Here is an 18,954-nt window from a genome sequence, read left to right as displayed (position 1 = left end):
CTGGGACATTAGACCGGACCCAGTGACTTGGGCAGTAACGTCGAAGGCAACCGTTCGGTCACAGTGTCGCGCTAACGGGTGTTCGCCGGTTCGGGTCAAGATCGTCAATAATTCGTCTTTTTCTTACCGCCAAACGAAAAATGGCTAACAGTGCGAAGCCCTGGCATCGCTCATAAGGGTGATGAACACCATCGCAACGCCGCCCGAAAGGCGTGTTTCCGCAGGCTGGGGCGGGTTGCCCATGGCGTGGTCGAGGGGTAATAAGTGCGTGTCGGTTTCACGGCCACGGAACAGGTGGCGTTTACTGGGGCCGTGGTACAGAGACGGCTGGCCAGCGCTTGCGGCTGCAAGCACGGGTAAATGGCCGTCGGCCGCGAAAGCGGAGACCTGAGATGAAAGGACTACTACGTTGGCTCTGCCCACGTTGACTCCGGAGCAGCGCGCCGATGCCCTCGCCAAGGCGGCTGAGGCTCGCAAGGCGCGCTCCGAGCTGCTTGCGTCGATCAAGTCCGGCAAGGAGAGCATCGACAAGGTGCTCAAGCAGGCCAAGGAGAACAAGACCATCGGCAAGACGAAGGTCACGCAGCTGCTGAAGGCCGTGCCCGGCCTGGGCGCGGTCAAGGTCGCCGCCCTGCTGGAGCAGGCCGGGATCGACCCCGACCGGCGTGCCGCCGGCCTGGGCGAGCGGCAGCGCGAGGCCCTCCTCGAGGCGCTGAAGTAACGCTTCCGCCCAGGTCACACGGGCTGTCCAGGGGAAGGTGTCGCCCGAGTGGCTGTTGTCCGGGCAACACTTTCCCCTGGTCTCAGCCGGAGCCTGGGACGCTGGTGGGGTGACGACCAGTACCGCACCGGCGACCCCGGCAGACCTGGCCGCCCGCTATACGCGGGGCGACTTCCTCCTGGCCACGGCCCGGCACGCGCTCCTCGCGAGCGGTGCCGCGACCACCGTGACCGACACCGATCCGGCACGGCTGTCCCGGGCGCTACCGGGGCTGTTCGCCGACTCGGGTGTCCCGGTCGCGGTGGGTGTGCTGCCCTTCGACACCAGTGAGGGCACGGGCACGCCGGGTCATCTGGTCTTGCCCCGCGTGGTCCTTCGCGCCTCCTCCGACCATGCGGCCGTTCCGCCGCGCACCGCGCTTCCACGGCCGGTGAAGGTCACGCCGGTACCCGAGCCGGAGGCGCATCTGGCCGCCGTCCGCGCGGCCGTATCGGCGCTGAGCGACCGGGACCTGCGCAAGGTCGTGCTGGCCCGCGCGCTCGATCTCGACTTCGCCGAGGCCGTACCGGTCGACCACGTCGTCCGGAACCTGGCGAACGGGAACCCCCGCCACACCACCTACGCCGTGCAGTTGCCCGGCGGGCGCACGCTCGTCGGCGCCACCCCCGAACTCCTGGTGTCCCGTACCGGCGGCTCGGTCCTGTCCAGGCCGCATGCCGGGTCGATGCCCCGGTCGGCAGACCCGGCGATCGACAAGGCGAATGGTGAGACGCTGCTGGCGTCCGAAAAGGACCACGTCGAACACGCCGTGGTGGTGGAATCCGTCGTCGAAACCCTGCGGCCGTTCTGCCGCACGCTCGACGTCCGCGGCCCGGAGCTGGTCTCGACGCCGGCGATCTGGCATCTCTCGACGACCGTCACCGGTGAGCTGATCGATCAGGACGTCACCGCGCTGGACCTCGCCGCCGCGCTGCATCCGACGCCCGCGGTCTGCGGGACGCCGACCGCCGCGGCGCGCTCGCTGGTGGGGGAGCTCGAGCCGTTCGACCGCGCGTACTACGCGGGAGCCGTCGGATGGGTCGACGCGGCCGGAGACGGCGAATGGGCCGTCGGGATCCGGTGCGCGGAGATCGCCGACACCTCGATGCGGCTGTACGCCGGTGGTGGCATCGTGCCCGCGTCCGACCCCCGGACGGAGCTGGACGAGACGTCGGCGAAGTTCCGCACCCTGCTCGCCGCGATGGGCCTGGAGATCAGAGGGTCGTGAAGTCTTCGGTGACCGAGATTTCGTCGGACGTGAGCAGCGCGACGGCGGCCCGGTAGCCCTCGGCCGCCTTCAGGTCCACGAGCCGCGTCCGCGCCGGGTCCAGGGCCGCGTCGCCCGACGAGACCAGCCGCGCCGCCTCGTCGTGGCCGGAGAACGTGATGCTCTGCAGCGGGATCTTCAGTCCCTTCCCGGTCGCCTTCATGACGGCTTCCTTGCGCGTCCAGTACGTGAAGAACGCCGTCGTCCGCTGCTCGGCGAGCAGACCGGACACCGCCGCCTGCTCGGCCGGGCTCAGCGCGTACTCGATGAGCGAATCGTCGGCGCGCCTCGTGGCGGTCTCGACGTCGAGGCCGACCGGCGTGCCCGCGGTGGCCGCGACGCCGATGAGGTCGCCGGAATGCGAGATCGACAGCATCAGCGGCGCGCCGGGCACCCGAGGGCGGCCGTGCGGTTTCCCGCAGTCGTCGCAGGTCGCGTCGAAGCTTACCTCCTCGACGGCCAGGCCGAGCCGCTCGGCGGTGACGGTCTTCGCCAGCACCCGGCCGGTCAGGAACCGGCGTTTGTCGATGTCCTGGCGATAGGTGTCGTACCGGCCTTGCTCAAGCTCGTCGAGCAGGGCCAGGAACCGGGGTTCGGCGGGCAGGGGCGGGGACCAGCGGACCGCACATTCGATCACATCTACTTCTTACCCGATTCCGCATCGGCTTCACTCGAATGTTCGTCGAGCAGCGTCGTTTCGTCGAACGGCGACTCGCCGTTCAGGGTCCGGTCGAGCTGCTCGCGGTCGATCTCCTTGGTCCAGGTGCCGATGAGCACGGTCGCGACGGCGTTGCCCGCGAAGTTCGTCAGCGCGCGGGCCTCGGACATGAACCGGTCGATGCCGACGATGAACCCGACGCCGTCCACCAGCTCCGGCCGGTGCGAGGACAGCCCGCCCGCCAGCGTCGCGAGCCCGGCGCCGGTGACCCCGGCCGCGCCCTTCGACGCGATGATCATGAACACCAGCAGGGAGATCTGCTCGCCGATCGTCAGCGGTTTGTCGAGTGCGTCGGCGATGAAGATGGACGCCATCGTCAGGTAGATCGCGGTGCCGTCGAGGTTGAACGAGTACCCGGTCGGCACGGTGATCCCGACGACCGGTTTGGAGACGCCGGCGTGCTCCATCTTCGCGATCAGCCGCGGCAGCGCCGATTCCGACGACGACGTCGAGAGGATCAGCAGGAACTCGCGGCCGAGGTACTTCAGCAGCTTGAAGATGTTGACCCTGGCCAGCAGGCCGATGATCAGCCCGAGCACCACGAACACGAACAGCGCGCAGGTGATGTAGAAGCCGAGCATGATCACCGCGAGGCTCTGCAGCGCCTTCCAGCCGGTCTCACCGACGACGGCGGCGATCGCGCCGAACGCGCCGACCGGGGCCGCCCACATGATCATCGCCAGGATCCGGAACACGAGCCGCTGGATGTGCTCGATCCCGCGGCGGATCGGCTCGCCCTTCGTGCCCAGTTTCTGCAGCGCGAACCCGGCGAGCAGCGCGACCAGCAGCGTCTGCAGCACCTCGCCCTCGGTGAACGCCGAGACCAGGGTCTTCGGGATGATGCCGAGCAGGAACTCGACCGTGCCCTCGCTCTTGGCGATCTGGCCCTGGCCCTTCTGGGCGATCTCCGGGGTCAGGTGCAGGCCGGTGCCGGGCTGCAGGATGTTGCCGACGACCAGGCCGATGACCAGCGCGACCGTCGACATCACCAGGAAGTAGCCGATCGCGAGCCCGCCGACGCGGCCGACCTTCGCGGCCTTCGCCACCGAGCCGACGCCGAGCACGATCGTGCAGAAGATGATCGGCGAGATCATCATCTTGATCAGGTTCACGAAACCGGTGCCGAGCGGCTTCAGTTCCTTGCCGAGGGCGGGGAACAGGATGCCGACGGCGATGCCGAGCGCCACCGCCACGATGACGGCGATGTAGAGGTAATGGGTCCGGTCCCGCTTCGTCGCGGGTTCCTTCGTGCTCATGGGTGCCCTTCGACGAGATGAGAACAGGTTGCGAAAACTTATGACAGGTTCTCGGTGTTCGACAACCGAAGCGGTACCCTTGGCCTAAGCAAGCGCTTAGTAATGTCGAGGAGGAGCGGGCCGACCATGGATTTCTCTCTCAGCGTCGAGGAACGCGAAGTGCGCGACTGGGTCCGCACGTTCGTCCAGCGTGAGCTGATGCCGCGTGAGCAGGAGGTGCTCCGCCGCGAACGCGCCGGTGAGCCAGGGCTCACCTCCGACGAACTGCGCGAGCTGCAGCTGAAGGCCAAGGAGTCCGGGTTCTGGGGCGTGCAGACGCCAGAGGAGTACGGCGGCATGGGCCTGTCCGCGGTGATGACAGCGCTGCTGGAGGCCGAACTCGGCCGCACCTTCGTGCCGTTCCGCTTCGGCGGCAACGCGGACAACATCCTCTACTACGCCAACGACGAGCAGAAGGAGCGCTACCTGCTCCCGACGATCTCGGGCGAACGCAAGTCGTGCTTCGCGATCACCGAACCCGGCGCGGGCTCGGACGCCAAGGCCATCCGGACGTCGGCCCGCAAGGACGGCACCGATTGGGTGATCAACGGCGAGAAGACCTTCATCACCGGCGGTAACGAGGCCGACTTCGTGATGGTCTTCGCGATCACCGACCCGGAGAAGGGCGCGAACGGCGGCGTCACCTGCTTCCTGGTCGACCGCGACGCGGGCTGGAAGTCCGAGTACATCGACACCATGGGCGAATGGGGTCCGGCGTCGCTGGTCTTCGAGGACGTCCGCGTGCCCGAGACGCAGATCCTCGGCGAACTCGGCCACGGTTTCGACCTGGCCATGCAGTGGATCGGCGCCGGCCGCTACCTGCTGCCCGCCCGCGCGATCGGCTCCTGCGAGCGGCTGATCTCGATGGCCATCGAGCACGCCAACACCCGGGAGACGTTCGGGCAGAAGATCGCCGAGCGCCAGGCCATCCAGTGGATGATCGCGGATTCCGGCACCGAGCTGGAGGCGCTGCGCTGGCTGGTGCTGCACGCCGCCTGGCAGGTCGACCAGAAGCTGGACTCGCGGCACGCGCAGTCGATGGCGAAGCTCTACGGTGGGGTGAAGGCGAACGAGATCGTCGACCGCGTCCTGCAGATCCACGGCGGAATGGGCTACACACGGGAACTGCCGGTCGAGCGGTGGTATCGCGAACTGCGGCTGCTGCGGATCTACGAGGGCACCGACGAGATCCAGCGCCGGACCATCGCCCGCAACCTGCTGAAGGGGCACGTCAAGGTCGGCGGCACCTTGGGTTGAGCCTCCCTGAGCCGCCCGGATGCCATGAAAGGTCCTTTCCTTGCAAAATTTGCAAGGAAAGGACCTTTCATAGCGTCGGTCTCTCTAGCTCTCGTCCTCGTCGTCGTCCTTCTGGCTCCGCATCGCGATCGGGACCCCGGCCAGGTCCTCCTCATTGCAGAGAAGTTTCACGTCGTAATACGGCGAACCCTTGCGGTCGTCATAGTCGAGATGGACGGCCAGCACATCGACCGGTTCCCCGAGCCACTCCTGAGCCTGACGTAGCCATGTCGCGCACCGTTCGAGCGCCGTGGGCAGGTCGTCGTCGCGGAAGCCCACCGGGCGGTAGGGAACGTCCTGCACCTGATCACGGGGGTTCGAAGGCACCGGCAACGCCGGCGAGAGACCCGAGTCGTCCAGTTCGAGTTGGATCGTTTGCTCAGTCACCCTTCGAGCGTCCCCCAGACAAGCCGTCTGAGCAAGGCGTACGGACCTAAAGTCGCCGCTAAACGGGCACTCGCCACACTCCTGAGACCACTTCACGGCAGTTTTGCAGGTGAGCGGACCCCAGCGGACCGGCGCAGCCGAGCGCCCGCAACGCCAGTTCCGCGTAGTGCGAGGCCAGTTGGTCGAGGCCGAGCGGCCCGCGCGGCGAGTACCAGCGCGCGACCCCGCTGCACATCTCCACCAGCGCGAGCCGGGTGACCGAAGGCTGGTCGGTGTGGAAGACGCCCGCCGCGACACCGTCCTCGATGGCGTCCGCCCACAGCCGTTCGTAGGCGTCGCGCAGCGCCACCACCTCGGCCCTGGCCGCGGGGGTGAGCGCGTGGACCTCGTTGTCCACCACGCGGGTGTCATCCGGCTGGATGGCGTGCGCGAGGACGTGCAGTGCCACCAGGGATCCGAGCCGCGACACGGGATCGGCCAGCCCGGCGGTGGCCTGCTCGGCCGCGTCGAGCAGCCGCCGCAGTGACTCGTTCATGATGGCCACCAGCAGGTCCTCTTTGGTGCCCATGTAGTGGTACAGGCTGGCGGACGACAGTTCCGCCTCCTGGGCGAGGTCCCGGATGCCGGTGCCGTGGAAACCCTTGGTGGCGAACAGTTTCACCGCCGCCTGCCGGACTCTCTCCCGGGTGTTCACAGCCATGACCCGGTCGTCCTGTCCCACGACCCGGCTCGCGGGTCCGTGACCTTCTTCAGCTCGCCCTTGGCGACGCGTTCCGACGGTGTCATCGGCAGCTCCGCCGGGAACGCCCAGAACCGGGGAACCTTGAAGTAGGCCAGTTTCGTCAGGCAGAACTCCGCCAGCTCGGCCGGTTCGCACCGGTGCCCCTCGTTTTCGTCGAGGACGATGTACGCCTTGACCTCCTCGCCGCGGAGGTCGTCCGGCACCGCGACGACGGCGGCGAGCTTGACCGCCGGATGCAGCTGCAGGGCCCGTTCGACCTCGTCGGCGGAGATGTTCTCGCCGCTGCGGCGGATCATGTCCTTGGTGCGCCCCACGTAGTACACGCGGCCTTCGTCGTCCATTGTGGCCAGGTCGCCGGTGTGGAACCAGCCGCCGGAGAACGCGCGCGCGGTCGCTTCGGCGTCGTCGTGGTAGCCGTGCATCAGCCCGACCCCGCGGATCAGCAGCTCGCCGGTTTCGCCGCGTGGCAGCGGTTTCCCCTCCGCGTCGGCGATCATCACCTCGCGGGTGGGCGCCGGCCTGCCGAGGCAGCCGGTCCCGACCGTCTCCTCGTGATCCGCCGGGTACATCCGGATGTCACCGCCGGTCTCGGTCATCCCGAAGGCCTCGAACCACGGCGCGCCCCAGCGTGCTTCGAGGGTGGCGTGCAGGTCGCGCGGGATGGCCGACGCGCAGATCGCGCGGACCTGGTGCGCCTTGTCCAGCTCGCTTTCCGGCTGGCGCAGCAGAAGGGTGGGCATCAGGCCGAGGCAGTAGAACCAGGTGACGCCGTGTTCGCGGACCTTCTCCCAGAAGGTGGACGGGTGGAAGCGGTCGAGCACCACCAGGGTCGCGCCGCCCGCGAGCCCCAGCGCGACGTTCCACTGTGGATCGATGTAGTGGAACGGTTGCGCGGTCAGGATGACGTCGTCCGCGCCGACCGACGGGAAGTCCGTGGCCAGGCTGATCGCCAGTGTCGTCCAGTACCGGTTCGGCAGTACGCAGCCCTTGGGCGCGCCCGTGGTGCCCGAGGTGTACTGGATGTTGACCGGACGCTCGCCTTCGCTCGCGAAGACCGGGGCGCCGCCTGGAGGCGCGACGAGTTCGGCGGGCGTGAGCACGCGTTCCAGCGAGGTCTCCGGCGCGATCTTGGTCAGCAGCTCCAGGAACTCCTCCGCGGCGACGGCGAACCTGGCACCGGAATGCCGCAGCACGTGGGCGCCGTCGAACTCGCGGTACCCGGTGTTGACCGGGACGAGCACCCCGTCGATCTTGGCCAAGGCCAGCCACAGCAACGGGAATTCGGGCTGGTTGCGCAGCATCACCGCGACCCGGTCACCCGGTTCCACGCCGAGGTCGAGCAGCGCGCGGGCGAACTCCGTGCTGCGCGCGTCGACGTCGGCGAAGGTGAAGCTCTCCCCGGTGGAGTCGAGGATCCACGCCGTCTTGTCCGGCCAGAGCGCGGCAGCCCTCGTGGTCAGTCCCACGAGGGTCTCGATCCCGGCGAGAGAGGTCATGTCCGGCTCCGGAACGCTTCGGCCGAGGCGGCGACCTCGGCGGAGTGCTCGGTGATCAGCGCGTGGCTGACTTCGAGTTCGAGGGCGGCGTCGAGCGAGCTGTCGATGCCGGAATCGAGGGCGCGTTTGGCCATCGTGGCCGCGGCGGCCGGATGCGCGGCGATCCTGGCCGCCCAGTCGAGTGCGGTGTCCATCAGGTCGTCGACAGGCACGGCGGCGTTGACCAGGCCGAGTTCGTGCGCCCGGGTGCCGCTAACCCGTTCGCCCAGCAGCAGGAGTTCCTTGGCCTTCAGCGGTCCGACCAGCAACGGCAGCAGCCGCGACGCGGCGCCCGTGACGCTCAGCCCCAGCGAGACCTCGGGGAAGGCGAACACCGCGTCTTCGGCGGCGAGGATCAGGTCGCAGCCCATCGCGAACTCGGCGCCCGCGCCGATCGCGTAGCCGTGGACCGCGGCGATGACAGGCTGGCGGAGCCCGCGAAGGCGGCGTGTCACGTCCTGTAGCCGGTCGAGTCGCGGGCGTGAATCACCCTCGGGGGTGGGCTCTTTCAGGTCGTGCCCGGCGCAGAAAGCGCGCCCCCGGCCGGCCAGCACGACGGCGCGCGCGTCGGAGCGGGCGGCCGCGTCGAGGGCCTCCAGCAGGTCGTCGACCAGTTCGGCGACCACCGCGTTGAGCCGTTCGGGGCGATTCAGCCAGATCACAGCGATTCCGTCGTCGAGTGCGTAGTCCACGGTGCTCATGTCGCCGAGCCTAGACGAGACGATCGATCGATCGATAGGGTCGAAACCATGCGGGTCGACACGGTCTACGAGAACGCGCGATTCCTCACCGGAACGGAGGAATCCGCGGCGCTTGCCACCCTGAACGGGCGCATCGTCGCCCTCGGCGAGGACGCGGCCGCGCTTTCCGCGAAGCGGCGGGTGGACCTCGGCGGCTCCGTGGTGGTGCCCGGTTTCCACGACGCGCACAACCACATGGCCTGGTTCGGCATGTCCCTCGACGACGTCCCGCTTTCGGATTGCCGCAGCGTGGACGAGGTGTACGAGGCCGTCGCGCGGCGGGCGGCCGGGCTGCCGCCGGGCTCCTGGATCATCGGCAGCGGCTACGACCAGAACAAGCTCGAAGGCGGGCATCCGACGAGGTACGGCCTCGATCGCGCCGCCCCGGGCCTCTTGGTGCGGCTGAAGCACACGTCAGGGCATATGACCGTGGTCAACTCGGCGGTGCTGGAGCGGCTGGACCTGGCGAACGTGCCGGTGGGCGGTGACGTCGTCCGCGACGAGGACGGGTCGCCGACCGGGCTGCTGCGGGAACAGGCCCAGCTCATGCTGCGGCCGCTGACCTACCCGACGCCGGTCGAGCGGGTCGTCCGCGGGCTGGACAGGGCGAGTGAGCGCTACCTCGCCGAGGGGATCACGAGTGTCCAGGAGGCCGGGATCGGCGGGGGTCTCGTGGGGGAGACCCCGGCCGAACTCGCCGCGTACCAGCTGGCGCGCGATCGGGGCGTCCTGCGGGTGCGGAGCACGGTGATGGTCGCGGCGAGTGTGCTCCACGACCTGGACGCCGGAGCGGGCTTCGGGCTGGACCTGGGGATGCGGACCGGGTTCGGCGACGAATGGCTGCGGATCGGCGCGATGAAGCTGTTCGCCGACGGTTCGCTGATCGGCCGGACCTGCGCGATGCACGAGCCGTTCGCCGGGGAACCGGACAACGTCGGCTACTTCCAGGTGCCCGAGGACGAGATCGCGCGGACGATCGCCGCCGCGCACCGGGCGGGCTGGCAGATCGCGACGCACGCCATCGGCGACCGTGCGATCACGGTCGTTCTCGACGCCTACGAAGCCGCGCTGAAGGCGCATCCGCGGCCCGATCACCGGCACCGCATCGAGCATTGCGCGGTGCTGCGGCCCGAGGAGCTGAAGCGGCTGGCCTCGCTGGGGTTGATCGCCTCACCGCAGGGCCGGTTCGTCAACGAGATCGGCGACGGGATGCGGGCCGCGCTCGGTCCCGGGCGCGAGCCGTGGTGCTACCGGCTCAAGAGCCTGCTCGACGCGGGATGCGTGCTCCCCGCCAGCTCGGACCGCCCGGTCGTCGAGGGCGCGCCGCTGCTGGCGCTGGCCGACATGGTGCGGCGGAAGACCGCGTCCGGGGTCGTGCTGGGTCCCGATGAGCGGCTCACTCCCGCCGAAGCCTTGCGCGCGTACACCTACGGATCCGCGTACGCCGCTTTCGCCGAGAAGGATCTGGGCACGCTGGAGCCCGGCAAGCTCGCGGACTTCGCGGTCCTCTCGGCCGATCCGACCGACGAGTCCACTTTGGATTCGATCCACGTCGTCGCCACCGCCGTCGGCGGCGACATCGTCTACGAACGGAGCTGAAACGGGATGCCGGTACGGGACGCGGTCGCCGACGACATCGAAGAGATCTGCGCGCTCATCGAGGAGCACGCCGTCTACGAGGACAAACACGATCTGAAACTCGACCGCCAGGAGATGGCCGGGTTCCTCTTCGGGCCCGATCCGAAGGCATGGGTGCTGCTCGCCACCCCGCCGGACGAGCCGGGCACGGTCGCGGGCTTCGCCTTCTGCAGCTGGAACTTCTCGACCTGGGAGGCCAGGCCGGGGATCTGGCTCGACGACCTCTTCGTCCGTCCGGAGCATCGCCGCTTCGGCCTCGGGGGTGAGCTGCTGAACGAGCTGAGCGCCCGCACGCCGGGCCGGGTCGAATGGGACATGCAGGAGGGCAACGAGAAGGGCGAGGCGTTCTACGCCCAGCTCGGCGCCGAGCCCGTCCCCGGCTGGATCCGGTACCGCTGGCGGCCGCACGCGGGGTGAGCCGCTGAGGAGCGGCAAGCCGTAAACTCCAGGGTATGGGTGAAGGGGCAAGCCGCAGGTCGTCGTCCGTTGAGGACTACGTCCGGGTGATCTACGGGCTGGTGGAACGCGGTGAGGCCGTCACCAACACGTCGCTGGCCGGGCGGCTGGAGGTCAGCCCGTCGTCGGCCTCCGGCATGGTCACCAAGCTGTCCCAGCTGGGGCTGGTCGCGCACGTCCCGTACCGCGGGATCGAGCTCACCACCGAGGGCAGGCAGCTCGCCCGCTCGGTGCTCCGCCGCCACCGGCTGATCGAGACCTACCTGGTGTCCGAACTCGGCTACACCTGGGACGAGGTGCACGCCGAGGCCGACGCGCTCGAGCACGCGGTGTCGGACAGGCTCGTCGAGCGGATCGCGGCGAAGCTCGGCAACCCGGTGCGCGACCCGCACGGCGACCCCATCCCCGCCCCCGACGGCAGCGTCGAGGAGCTGCCGATGCGCATCCTCGACGACCTCCCGCCCGGCGCGGTCGGCGAGATCGTCCGCGTCTGGGACACCGATCCGGAACTCCTGCGCTACCTCACCGAGCACGCCATCGGCCTCGGCGAGCGGATCGAGGTCGTCGAGCGCCAGCCGTTCGGCGGTCCGATGGTGGTCAAGGTCGGTTCGCCGCCGGACGCGGCGACGCACGCCATCGGCAAGGAGATCGCGCAGGCGCTGTCGGTCGAGCTTCGCTGAACCGGGTCATGTGTCCACTGTGGACACATTTCGGACGGCTCGCGCGGTGGGAATTTTCCCTACGTCCCTGCATAATTCGGTCCCGGCATGTCACCCGCATGCCGGGCGGATAGGTGATCCAAGACCCTTCCGATCATGTGATCGCGCGCCTAGGCTGCGCTATTCCGGGTGGCTAGCGAGCGTACGAAGGCGAGACGATGACCGGTCAGCGGACACACACCATCGACCGGGGGGTGGCGGAAGGGCGTGAACTCAGACGGCTGCTGGAGAGCGGGCCGTTCGCGGACGCCCTCAGGGCGGCGATCAGGGCGAGGGGTCTCGGTCTCGACCGGATCCGGTACCGGCTGCGCGGGCGGGGGTGCTCGATCAGCCTCGCGACACTGAGCCATTGGCAGTCCGGGCGCTGCCGTCCCGAACGGCCGGAGTCGTTGCTGGTGCTCAAGAATCTCGAGGACATCCTCGGCGTACCGCCGGAGTCCCTGTCGCGGCTGCTGGGACCGCCGCGCGGGCGGGCCGCCCGGTGTACGGTGCCCGGCGAAGGCCTGGTGATGCAGCGGGGCCGCGAGACCGGGACGTGAAGGAGATGCGGTGCGGGCGGTCGTCTTCGAGGAGTTCGGGGTGCTGCCCGAGGTACGCGAGGTGCCGGATCCGTCCGTGACCCCTGGCGGGGTGGTGATCGCGGTCGACGCGACCGGGGTGTGCCGCAGCGACTGGCACTCCTGGCAGGGGCACGACACGTCGGTGAAGCTGCCGCACGTCGCCGGGCACGAACTCGCCGGCCGGATCGCGTCGCTCGGCGAGGGCGTCCGCGGCTGGTCGGTGGGGGACCGGGTGACCGTGCCGTTCGTCTGCGCCTGCGGCACCTGCGCCCAGTGCGCGGCCGGTGACCAGCAGATCTGCGACCGCGAATTCCAGCCGGGCGCGACCCACTGGGGTTCGTTCGCGGAGTACGTCGCCATCGAGAACGCCGAGGTCAACCTCGTGGCGCTGCCGGACTCGATGTCGGCGGCCGAGGCGGCCGCGCTGGGCTGCCGGTTCGGGACGGCGTTCCGGGCGGTGCTCCGCCAAGGCGGCGTCCGGCCGGGCCAGTGGGTCGCGGTCTACGGCTGTGGCGGGGTCGGCGTTTCGGCGATCCTGCTGGCCGTCGCGGCGGGAGCGTCGGTCGTCGCCGTCGATCCGTCTCCCCAGGCCAGGGCGCTGGCCTCGCGGATGGGCGCGGCCGTGACCGTGGACGCGTCGGCGTTCGAAGGCCACGAAGCCGTTGCCGAGATGCTGCGGGTGGTGGAGACCGCCGGGATCGATCTCGCCGGGATGATCGGCAAGCGGGTCGGCCTCGACGACGTCCCGGCGGTGCTGGCGCGGATGAACGATCCGGTACCGGCCCAAGCCGGGGTGACCGTCGTGGAGATCGGTGATTCCCCGTAATCGGGTGTACGCAAAATCGTCAACCGGCCGATCGGAGTAGTCCGAAAGGTGGTTTCCTCGCGAATCTTGTGCCACGGTCAGTGACGTGACACTCAAGGCGGCCCCGTCCCACACCTCGCTGATCAGGCGGGTACTGGCGTGGTTCTCGGCGGCCGGTGTCATGGTGCGGGGACACCGGATGATCGGCGCACGCCCTGGCAGACTCGACGTGTGGACGCGCTGATCCCCCGACCCCGGGCCGAAATCGCTCCCGGTGCCGTGCACATCCCCGACTGGCTCGATTTCGACGAGCAACGACATCTGGTCGAAGCCTGCCGCGGCTGGCGTGGCTACCGGCGGACGCGGCTGCCGAACGGTGGCGTGATGTCCGTGCGGACGGTCTGCCTCGGCTGGCACTGGCACCCGTACCGGTATTCGCGGGTGACCGACGACGGCTCCCCGGTGTTGCCGTTCCCTTCGTGGCTGGGCGATCTCGGGCGGCGGGCGGTTTCCGCCGCTTACGGTCCGTCGTCGTACGAGCCGGACACGGCGCTGGTGAACTTCTACGACTCCGCCGCGAAGATGGGGATGCATCAGGACAAGGACGAGGCGTCGCTGGAGCCCGTCGTCTCGTTGAGCCTGGGGGACGCGTGCGTCTTCCGGTTCGGGAACACGTCCGATCGCGGGCGGCCCTACACCGACGTCGATCTGCGGTCGGGGGATCTGTTCGTGTTCGGCGGGGAGTCGCGGCTGGCCTTCCACGGCGTGCCGCGGGTACTGCCCGGGACCGCCGACCCGGCGCTGGGGCTGACGGGCCGGCTGAACCTCACTTTGCGGGTCTCCGGCCTCGTGAGTGGTAATGACGGTTAGAACCGTCATTACCACTCACGAGTACCTGAAGCGCACCCGTTGGCCTGGCCGGATCTGGGCGGCCAGGTCCAGGTCCGCCTCGTCGACCACGGCGAGCACCGGATAGCCCCCGGTCACCGGATGGTCGGCCAGGAACAGGATCGGCTGCCCCGAAGGCGGAATCTGCAACGCGCCCGGCACCGCGGCCTCGGGAGGCAGCTCGCCCTCGCGCGCCCGCGCCAGCTCGGGACCTTCGAGCCGTACGCCGACCCGGTCGACGTCAGCCGTGGCGGTGAACGGCGAAGAGACCAAAGTGGACAGTGTGCCGGGGACGAACCACGAGACCCGTGGCCCCGGAGTCACCCGCAGGACCGGCTCGTCCGGCAGCGCGGCACGGGGAGCGAGGTCGACCCCGGGATGGTCGAGCACCCGGTGGCCCACCGGCAGGGTCATCCCCGCCGAAAGGGCGGGCGGGCCGAGCTTGCCGAGGGTGTCGGTCGCGCGGGCGCCCAGCACCGCGGGGACGGCTATGCCGCCGCGCACGGCGACGTAGCACCGCAAACCCCGGGCGGCCATGCCGAGAACCAGTTCGTCGCCGGGGCCGACTGCGATCGGCGAGCAAGGCCCGGCGGCCCGCCCGCTCACCGTGATCGAGCAGGGCGCACCGGTGACGGCGACCGTCGCGGGCGCGGAGAACCTCAGTACGAGACCGCCCAACACCACTTCCAGGGCCGCGTGCCCCTCGGGGTTCCCGACCAGCCGGTTGGCCAGCCGCAGCGAACCGCGGTCGGCGGCGCCGGACCGGCCGACGCCGATCGCGGCCAGCCCCGGCCGTCCGAGATCCTGCACGGTGGCGAAAACCCCGGGGTGGACGACTTCGATCTTCGCCGTCATGAAGTGAACCGGATCCGGGTACCCGGCGTGAGCAGGTTCGGCGGCTCCCGTTCGACGTCCCACACCGGCAGCGTCGTCCGCCCGATCAGCCGCCAGCCACCGGGCGACGAATGCGGGTACACCGCCGTGTACTCGCCCGCGATCGCGACCGAACCGGCGGGCACCCGCGTGCGCGGGCTCGACCGGCGTGGCAGGTGCAGTGCCGGGTCGAGTCCGGTCAGGTAGGCGAAACCCGGTGCGAAACCGCAGAAGGCCGAGACGTAGACGCCGTCTTCGTGCCGCCGGACGACCGCTTCGGCCGACATGCCCGCGGCGGCCGCGACTTCGGCGAGGTCCGGGCCGTCATAGCGCACCGGCACGACGATCTCGGCGGCTTCGCGGGGTGAAACGTCCACAGTGGACCTATCGAGGATCGCGCCCGCGAGCCTGTCGTGGTGCGTCCGGCCAGGATCGAACCGGACGAGCAGGGTCCGCGCGGCCGGGACGAGTTCGACGACGCCGTCCGGCGGATCCTGCTCCAGTGACGCGTGCAGCCCGAGCACCTCCGACGGATCGTCGAAGTCGACCATGGCGGCACGCGCCCCATAGGGCAGTACTCGCATCACGCGGCCTCGAGGAACGATCCGATGTGGACACCCGACGCGCCTAGTCCCGCGCGGATCCGGCGCGCCAGCTCGACGGCGCCCGGGGTGTCGCCGTGCACGCACAGCGAATGCGGTTCGAGCTTCAGCTCGGTCCCGTCGTCCGCGACGACCTTGCCGGTGGTCGCCATCGCGACCGCGCGGTCGGCCACCTCGTCGGCGTCGTGGAGGACTGCGCCCGGCAGTTTCCGTGACACCAGAAAACCTTCCGACGTGTAGGCGCGGTCGGCGAAGGCCTCGGCGTACGCGGGGAACCCGGCCTTTTCGGCCTGCTTGGCCATTTCCGAGTTCGGCGGGCACAACAGCGCGAGAGCGGGATAGAAGCGCCGGATGCCTTCGACCACCGCGGCCGCCTGTTCCGGATCCACGGAAGCGGTGTTGTACAAGGCCCCGTGCGGTTTCACGTACCGCACCCGCGTCCCGGCCGCCCGCGCGAAGGCGTCGAGCGCTCCGATCTGGTAAAGCACGTCGTCGGCCAGGTCGGCGGGGGCGACGTCCATCGCCCGCCGCCCGAATCCGGCCAGATCCCGGTAGGCGACGTGGGCACCGATGACGACACCGCGTGCCGCCGCGCGTTCGCAGACGCGCCGCATCACCGACGGGTCGCCGGCGTGGAAGCCGCACGCGACGTTCGCGCTGGTGACGATGTCGAGCATGGCGTCGTCGTCGCCCATCTTCCAGGCGCCGAAACCCTCGCCCAGGTCACTGTTGAGGTCGATACGGCTGAGATCCATCAGGCCACCCTGAACTCACTGTCGAGCTTGTCGGTCACGAACATGTAGCCCGGCGCGTGCGTGATCGCGAACGGCGGCCGCGAGGCCATCAGTGCCGCTTGCGGGGTCACGCCGCACGCCCAGAACACCGGTACGTCACCGGGTTCGGCGTCGACCGGATCCCCGAAATCGGGGCGGGCGAGATCGGTGATGCCGAGTGCGGCGGGGTCGCCGATGTGCACGGGCGCACCGTGCACGGCCGGCATCCCGCGGGTGATCCGCACGGCGTCGTCGACGCGGTCTTCGGGGATCTGCCGCATGGAGACCACCATCGGCCCGTGCAGCCGTCCCGCCGGGACGCATTCGCGGTTCGTCACGTACATCGCCACGTTCCGGCCCTGGTCGACGTGTCGCAGCGGGATCCCCTCGGCGGCCAGCGCCGATTCGAACGTGAAGCTGCAGCCGATCGAGAACGCGACCATGTCGCTGCGCCACAGTCCGCTCGCGTCCGAGATCTCCCCGGACAGCGCGCCGTTCTGCCAGACGCGGTAGCGCGGCAGGTCGGTGCGCAGGTCCGCGTCGGGCGCCAGCCGGGTCGACGGGTCACCCGGATCGCTGACGTCGAGCACCGGGCAGGGCTGCGGATTGCGCTGGCAGAACAGCAGGACGTCGTACGCCCAGTCCTCGGGGACGGCGATCAGGTTGGTCTGGGTGAACCCGTTCGCCCAGCCGGTGGTCGGGCGGGCCGTTCCCGCGCGGAACAGGGCGCGGGCCTCGCGCGGGGTCATCGTCGCCGGTTCGTCGAAGGTGGTCATCGCGGTGCCTCCTCGTCCGATTGTGGTCACAGAAGTTCGCGGCCGCGAGTCTCGGGCAGGCCGAGCAGGGCCAGTACGGCGATGCCGTAGCCGACCGCGCCGAACACCATCGCGCCGCCCGCGCCGAGGAAACCGACCACGGCGGGGAAGGTCGCGCCGATGGCCCGGCCGAGGTTGTAGGTGAAGCCCTGCCCGGTCCCGCGCAGCGCCGACGGGTACAGCTCGGCGAGGAACGCGCCGAACCCGCTGAAGATCGCGGACATCGAGAACCCGAGCGGGAAGCCGAGGAACAGCACGAGCGTGTTCGCGCCGGCCGGGATCTGCGTGTAGGCGATGATGAGACCCGCCGACAACACGGAGAACAGCAGGAAGGTCTTCTTGCGGCCCAGGAGATCCGTGAGGTAGCCGCCGGTGACGTAGCCGATGAAGGCGCCGGAGATCAGGAACGCCAGATAGCCGCCGGTCCCGATGACGGTGAGGCCGCGGGTGGTCTTGAGGTAGCTCGGCAGCCACGTCGCGAGCGTGTAGTAACCGCCCTGGACGCCGGTGGCGAGCAGCGCCGCGAAGAACGTCGTGCGCAGCAGGTCCGGTTTGAAGATGCCCGCCAGTGAACCGCGTTCCTTCTTCGTGGCGCGGGCCGCTTCCGCGACGGGCGCGTCCTGGACGTTGCGGCGGACCCACAGCACCAGGAGGGCGGGGATGACGCCGGTCCAGAACATGACGCGCCAGGCGATGTCCGGGCTCCAGATGCTGAAGACGACGGTGTAGACGACGACCGACAGTGCCCAGCCGACCGCCCAGGCGCTTTGCACGAAGGCGACTGTGCGGCCGCGATATTTCGCCTGCGAGTACTCGGCCACGAGCGCGGCACCGGCGGCCCACTCGCCGCCGAAACCGAGACCCTGCAGGGCGCGGAAGATCAGAAGCGTCTCGAAGTTCGGCGCGAACCCGCAGAGCACGGTGAAGATCGTGTACATCGCGATGGTGATCTGGAGGGTGCGGACGCGGCCGATGCGGTCGGCGAGGACACCCGCGCCGATGCCGCCGATCGCCGACACCACCAGCGTCGTCGTGCCGAGCAGGCCGGCTTCGCCGCCGGAGAGGCCGTAGTAGGCGGTGATCGCGGCCAGGCCCAGCGGCAGTGTCTGGTAGTCGAACGAGTCGAGCCCGTAGCCGCCGAACGCGCCGACGAAGGCCCGGCGGCCTCGCGAACCGAGCGTGCGGAACCAGGCGAAGGGGCGTGTGTCTTCGGTAGTGGCTGTCGCGTCCATCGGCACCTCCAGAGGTGAAGCTCATCGTGGCACGGGTCACATGGAGAGCCACTGTAGGTATTGTTCAACAATTCCACAAGAGGATCCTTGGCTGGACCTCTTGTCGGTAGGTAGGATCGGTCACGTGACGATCGCGGAGGGTGGTCCTGCATCGGTGCAAGGACTCGAAGCGGATCGCGGCATGATCAGCCGCACCAGCACCGCCGAGCGGGTCGCGGGCGTCCTGCGCACGCGGATCGCGGAAGGGTTCTTCCTGCCGGGGGTGCGGCTTTCGGAGCACGACATCGGCTCGGCGCTCGGCGTCTCGCGGAACACGCTGCGTGAGGCGTTCCGGCTGCTGACGCACGAGCGGCTGCTGACCCATGAGCTCAACCGCGGCGTCTTCGTGCGGGTGCTGTCCGTCGAGGACGTCGTCGATCTCTACAAGGTGCGCAAGGTCGTCGAGTGCTCGGCTGTCCGAGGGGTGACGGAGAAGCCGCCGACGTTCGCGAAGCTCGCGCGCACGGTCGAGGACGGCAAGCTCGCCGAGCGGAGTGAGCGCTGGCAGGATCTCGGCACCGCGAACATCCGGTTCCACGCGGTGATCGCGGAACTCGGTGGCAGTGAACGGATCGACGAGCTGATGCGCGGCATCTTCGCCGAGCTGCGGCTGGTGTTCCACATGATGGCCGACCCGCGGCGCTTCCACGAGCCGTACCTCAAGCGCAACGCGGAGATCCTCGAACGTATCGAGGCGGGCGACGGCTCCGGCGCCGAGACGCTTCTCGCGCAGTACCTCGCCGACGCCGAAGCCCAGCTCGTCGAGGCCTACGCCGAACGCGCCCAGCACCCCTGATCGCGTTTAGCCCCCTGA

22 protein-coding genes are annotated in these 18,954 nt (G+C 69.4%); 11 read left to right on the top strand and 11 right to left on the bottom strand.

Annotated features, from left to right (window positions below; translation table 11 throughout):
• Nucleotides 1–409 precede the first annotated feature (409 nt).
• Together mihF and L324_RS32445 are read left to right on the top strand one after the other, a co-directional pair.
• Nucleotides 410–721, top strand: a complete 312-nt coding sequence (gene mihF / locus L324_RS32450) for an integration host factor, actinobacterial type (protein ID WP_005155963.1) — start codon at nt 410–412, stop codon at nt 719–721.
• Nucleotides 722–830: 109 nt separating this feature from the next.
• Nucleotides 831–1,988 carry an isochorismate synthase gene (locus tag L324_RS32445; protein ID WP_037317755.1) on the top strand — a complete coding sequence of 386 codons (1,158 nt, stop codon included), beginning with the start codon at nt 831–833 and terminating at the stop codon, nt 1,986–1,988.
• On the opposite strand, the gene L324_RS32440 is transcribed toward L324_RS32445, so the two are convergent.
• Nucleotides 1,975–2,664 carry a 4'-phosphopantetheinyl transferase family protein gene (locus L324_RS32440; RefSeq protein WP_037317751.1) on the bottom strand — a complete coding sequence of 230 codons (690 nt, stop codon included), beginning with the start codon at nt 2,662–2,664 and terminating at the stop codon, nt 1,975–1,977. The genes L324_RS32445 and L324_RS32440 overlap by 14 nt on opposite strands.
• Nucleotides 2,665–2,666: 2 nt before the next feature.
• Complete coding sequence (locus L324_RS32435; protein ID WP_037317747.1) at nt 2,667–4,001, bottom strand: cation:dicarboxylate symporter family transporter; 1,335 nt, start codon at nt 3,999–4,001, stop codon at nt 2,667–2,669.
• 126 nt (nt 4,002–4,127) lie between these two features.
• Between L324_RS32435 and L324_RS32430 the strand changes: the two genes are divergently transcribed.
• Nucleotides 4,128–5,297 (top strand): acyl-CoA dehydrogenase family protein, encoded by a 1,170-nt coding sequence (locus L324_RS32430; protein WP_037317744.1) that lies wholly within the window; start codon nt 4,128–4,130, stop codon nt 5,295–5,297.
• Nucleotides 5,298–5,381: 84 nt separating this feature from the next.
• Here the strand turns inward: L324_RS32430 and L324_RS32425 are convergent, their stop codons facing one another.
• From L324_RS32425 to L324_RS32410, 4 genes are read right to left on the bottom strand one after another with little or no spacing between them, the layout of a single operon-like run.
• Nucleotides 5,382–5,723, bottom strand: coding sequence for a hypothetical protein (locus tag L324_RS32425; protein WP_037317741.1), 342 nt, complete (start codon nt 5,721–5,723; stop codon nt 5,382–5,384).
• Nucleotides 5,724–5,781: 58 nt separating this feature from the next.
• Nucleotides 5,782–6,423 carry a TetR/AcrR family transcriptional regulator gene (locus L324_RS32420; RefSeq protein WP_235783714.1) on the bottom strand — a complete coding sequence of 214 codons (642 nt, stop codon included), beginning with the start codon at nt 6,421–6,423 and terminating at the stop codon, nt 5,782–5,784.
• Complete coding sequence (locus L324_RS32415; protein ID WP_037317738.1) at nt 6,414–7,961, bottom strand: AMP-binding protein; 1,548 nt, start codon at nt 7,959–7,961, stop codon at nt 6,414–6,416. The genes L324_RS32420 and L324_RS32415 overlap by 10 nt, the downstream gene beginning before the upstream one ends.
• Entirely contained in the window at nt 7,958–8,701 is a 744-nt protein-coding gene (locus L324_RS32410; RefSeq protein WP_037317735.1) for an enoyl-CoA hydratase/isomerase family protein, read from the bottom strand. The genes L324_RS32415 and L324_RS32410 overlap by 4 nt, the downstream gene beginning before the upstream one ends.
• Nucleotides 8,702–8,749: 48 nt before the next feature.
• Between L324_RS32410 and L324_RS32405 the strand changes: the two genes are divergently transcribed.
• The 7 genes from L324_RS32405 to L324_RS32380 all read left to right on the top strand — a co-directional run bounded on the left by L324_RS32405 (nt 8,750) and on the right by L324_RS32380 (nt 13,788).
• Nucleotides 8,750–10,339, top strand: coding sequence for an amidohydrolase (locus L324_RS32405; protein ID WP_037317732.1), 1,590 nt, complete (start codon nt 8,750–8,752; stop codon nt 10,337–10,339).
• A 6-nt stretch (nt 10,340–10,345) separates the two neighbouring features.
• A complete protein-coding gene (locus L324_RS32400; RefSeq protein WP_037317729.1) occupies nt 10,346–10,795 on the top strand; it encodes a GNAT family N-acetyltransferase in 450 nt (149 codons plus the stop codon).
• 35 nt (nt 10,796–10,830) lie between these two features.
• Nucleotides 10,831–11,514 (top strand): metal-dependent transcriptional regulator, encoded by a 684-nt coding sequence (locus tag L324_RS32395; protein WP_037317726.1) that lies wholly within the window; start codon nt 10,831–10,833, stop codon nt 11,512–11,514.
• A gap of 197 nt (nt 11,515–11,711) precedes the next feature.
• Complete coding sequence (locus L324_RS32390; RefSeq protein ID WP_037317723.1) at nt 11,712–12,092, top strand: hypothetical protein; 381 nt, start codon at nt 11,712–11,714, stop codon at nt 12,090–12,092.
• A 10-nt stretch (nt 12,093–12,102) separates the two neighbouring features.
• Nucleotides 12,103–12,939, top strand: coding sequence for an alcohol dehydrogenase catalytic domain-containing protein (locus L324_RS32385; RefSeq protein WP_037317721.1), 837 nt, complete (start codon nt 12,103–12,105; stop codon nt 12,937–12,939).
• An 85-nt stretch (nt 12,940–13,024) separates the two neighbouring features.
• Nucleotides 13,025–13,162: a hypothetical protein gene (locus L324_RS43160; RefSeq protein WP_162835890.1), complete on the top strand. Its 138-nt coding sequence runs from the start codon at nt 13,025–13,027 to the stop codon at nt 13,160–13,162.
• Nucleotides 13,150–13,788 (top strand): alpha-ketoglutarate-dependent dioxygenase AlkB family protein, encoded by a 639-nt coding sequence (locus tag L324_RS32380; RefSeq protein ID WP_037317719.1) that lies wholly within the window; start codon nt 13,150–13,152, stop codon nt 13,786–13,788. The genes L324_RS43160 and L324_RS32380 overlap by 13 nt, the downstream gene beginning before the upstream one ends.
• A gap of 15 nt (nt 13,789–13,803) precedes the next feature.
• Here L324_RS32380 and L324_RS32375 read toward each other — a convergent pair whose 3' ends face one another.
• Genes L324_RS32375 through L324_RS32355 form a run of 5 tightly spaced genes read right to left on the bottom strand, consistent with a single transcriptional unit; the run spans nt 13,804 to nt 18,101 of the window.
• The gene (locus L324_RS32375) at nt 13,804–14,661 is read right to left on the bottom strand and encodes a 5-oxoprolinase subunit C family protein (RefSeq protein WP_037317716.1); all 858 of its coding nucleotides are present in this window, start codon (nt 14,659–14,661) and stop codon (nt 13,804–13,806) included.
• Nucleotides 14,658–15,263 (bottom strand): 5-oxoprolinase subunit PxpB, encoded by a 606-nt coding sequence (gene pxpB, locus L324_RS32370; protein ID WP_037317712.1) that lies wholly within the window; start codon nt 15,261–15,263, stop codon nt 14,658–14,660. The genes L324_RS32375 and pxpB overlap by 4 nt, the downstream gene beginning before the upstream one ends.
• The gene (locus tag L324_RS32365; protein WP_037318821.1) at nt 15,263–16,021 is read right to left on the bottom strand and encodes a LamB/YcsF family protein; all 759 of its coding nucleotides are present in this window, start codon (nt 16,019–16,021) and stop codon (nt 15,263–15,265) included. Before L324_RS32365 ends, pxpB begins: the two co-directional genes overlap by 1 nt.
• A 14-nt stretch (nt 16,022–16,035) precedes the next feature.
• On the bottom strand, nt 16,036–16,830 hold the full coding sequence (locus tag L324_RS32360; protein ID WP_037317709.1) for a putative hydro-lyase: 795 nt from the start codon (nt 16,828–16,830) through the stop codon (nt 16,036–16,038).
• Between the two features lie 26 nt (nt 16,831–16,856).
• Nucleotides 16,857–18,101: an MFS transporter gene (locus tag L324_RS32355; RefSeq protein WP_037317707.1), complete on the bottom strand. Its 1,245-nt coding sequence runs from the start codon at nt 18,099–18,101 to the stop codon at nt 16,857–16,859.
• A gap of 181 nt (nt 18,102–18,282) precedes the next feature.
• On the opposite strand from L324_RS32355, the gene L324_RS32350 reads away from it, so the two are divergent.
• Entirely contained in the window at nt 18,283–18,936 is a 654-nt protein-coding gene (locus L324_RS32350; protein WP_051174261.1) for a GntR family transcriptional regulator, read from the top strand.
• The last annotated feature ends 18 nt before the right edge of the window (nt 18,937–18,954 follow it).

Source organism: Amycolatopsis orientalis DSM 40040 = KCTC 9412 (assembly GCF_000478275.1).
Classification (GTDB): Bacteria; Actinomycetota; Actinomycetes; order Mycobacteriales; family Pseudonocardiaceae; genus Amycolatopsis; species Amycolatopsis orientalis.
This window is presented reverse-complemented; position numbering and strand designations above follow the sequence as displayed.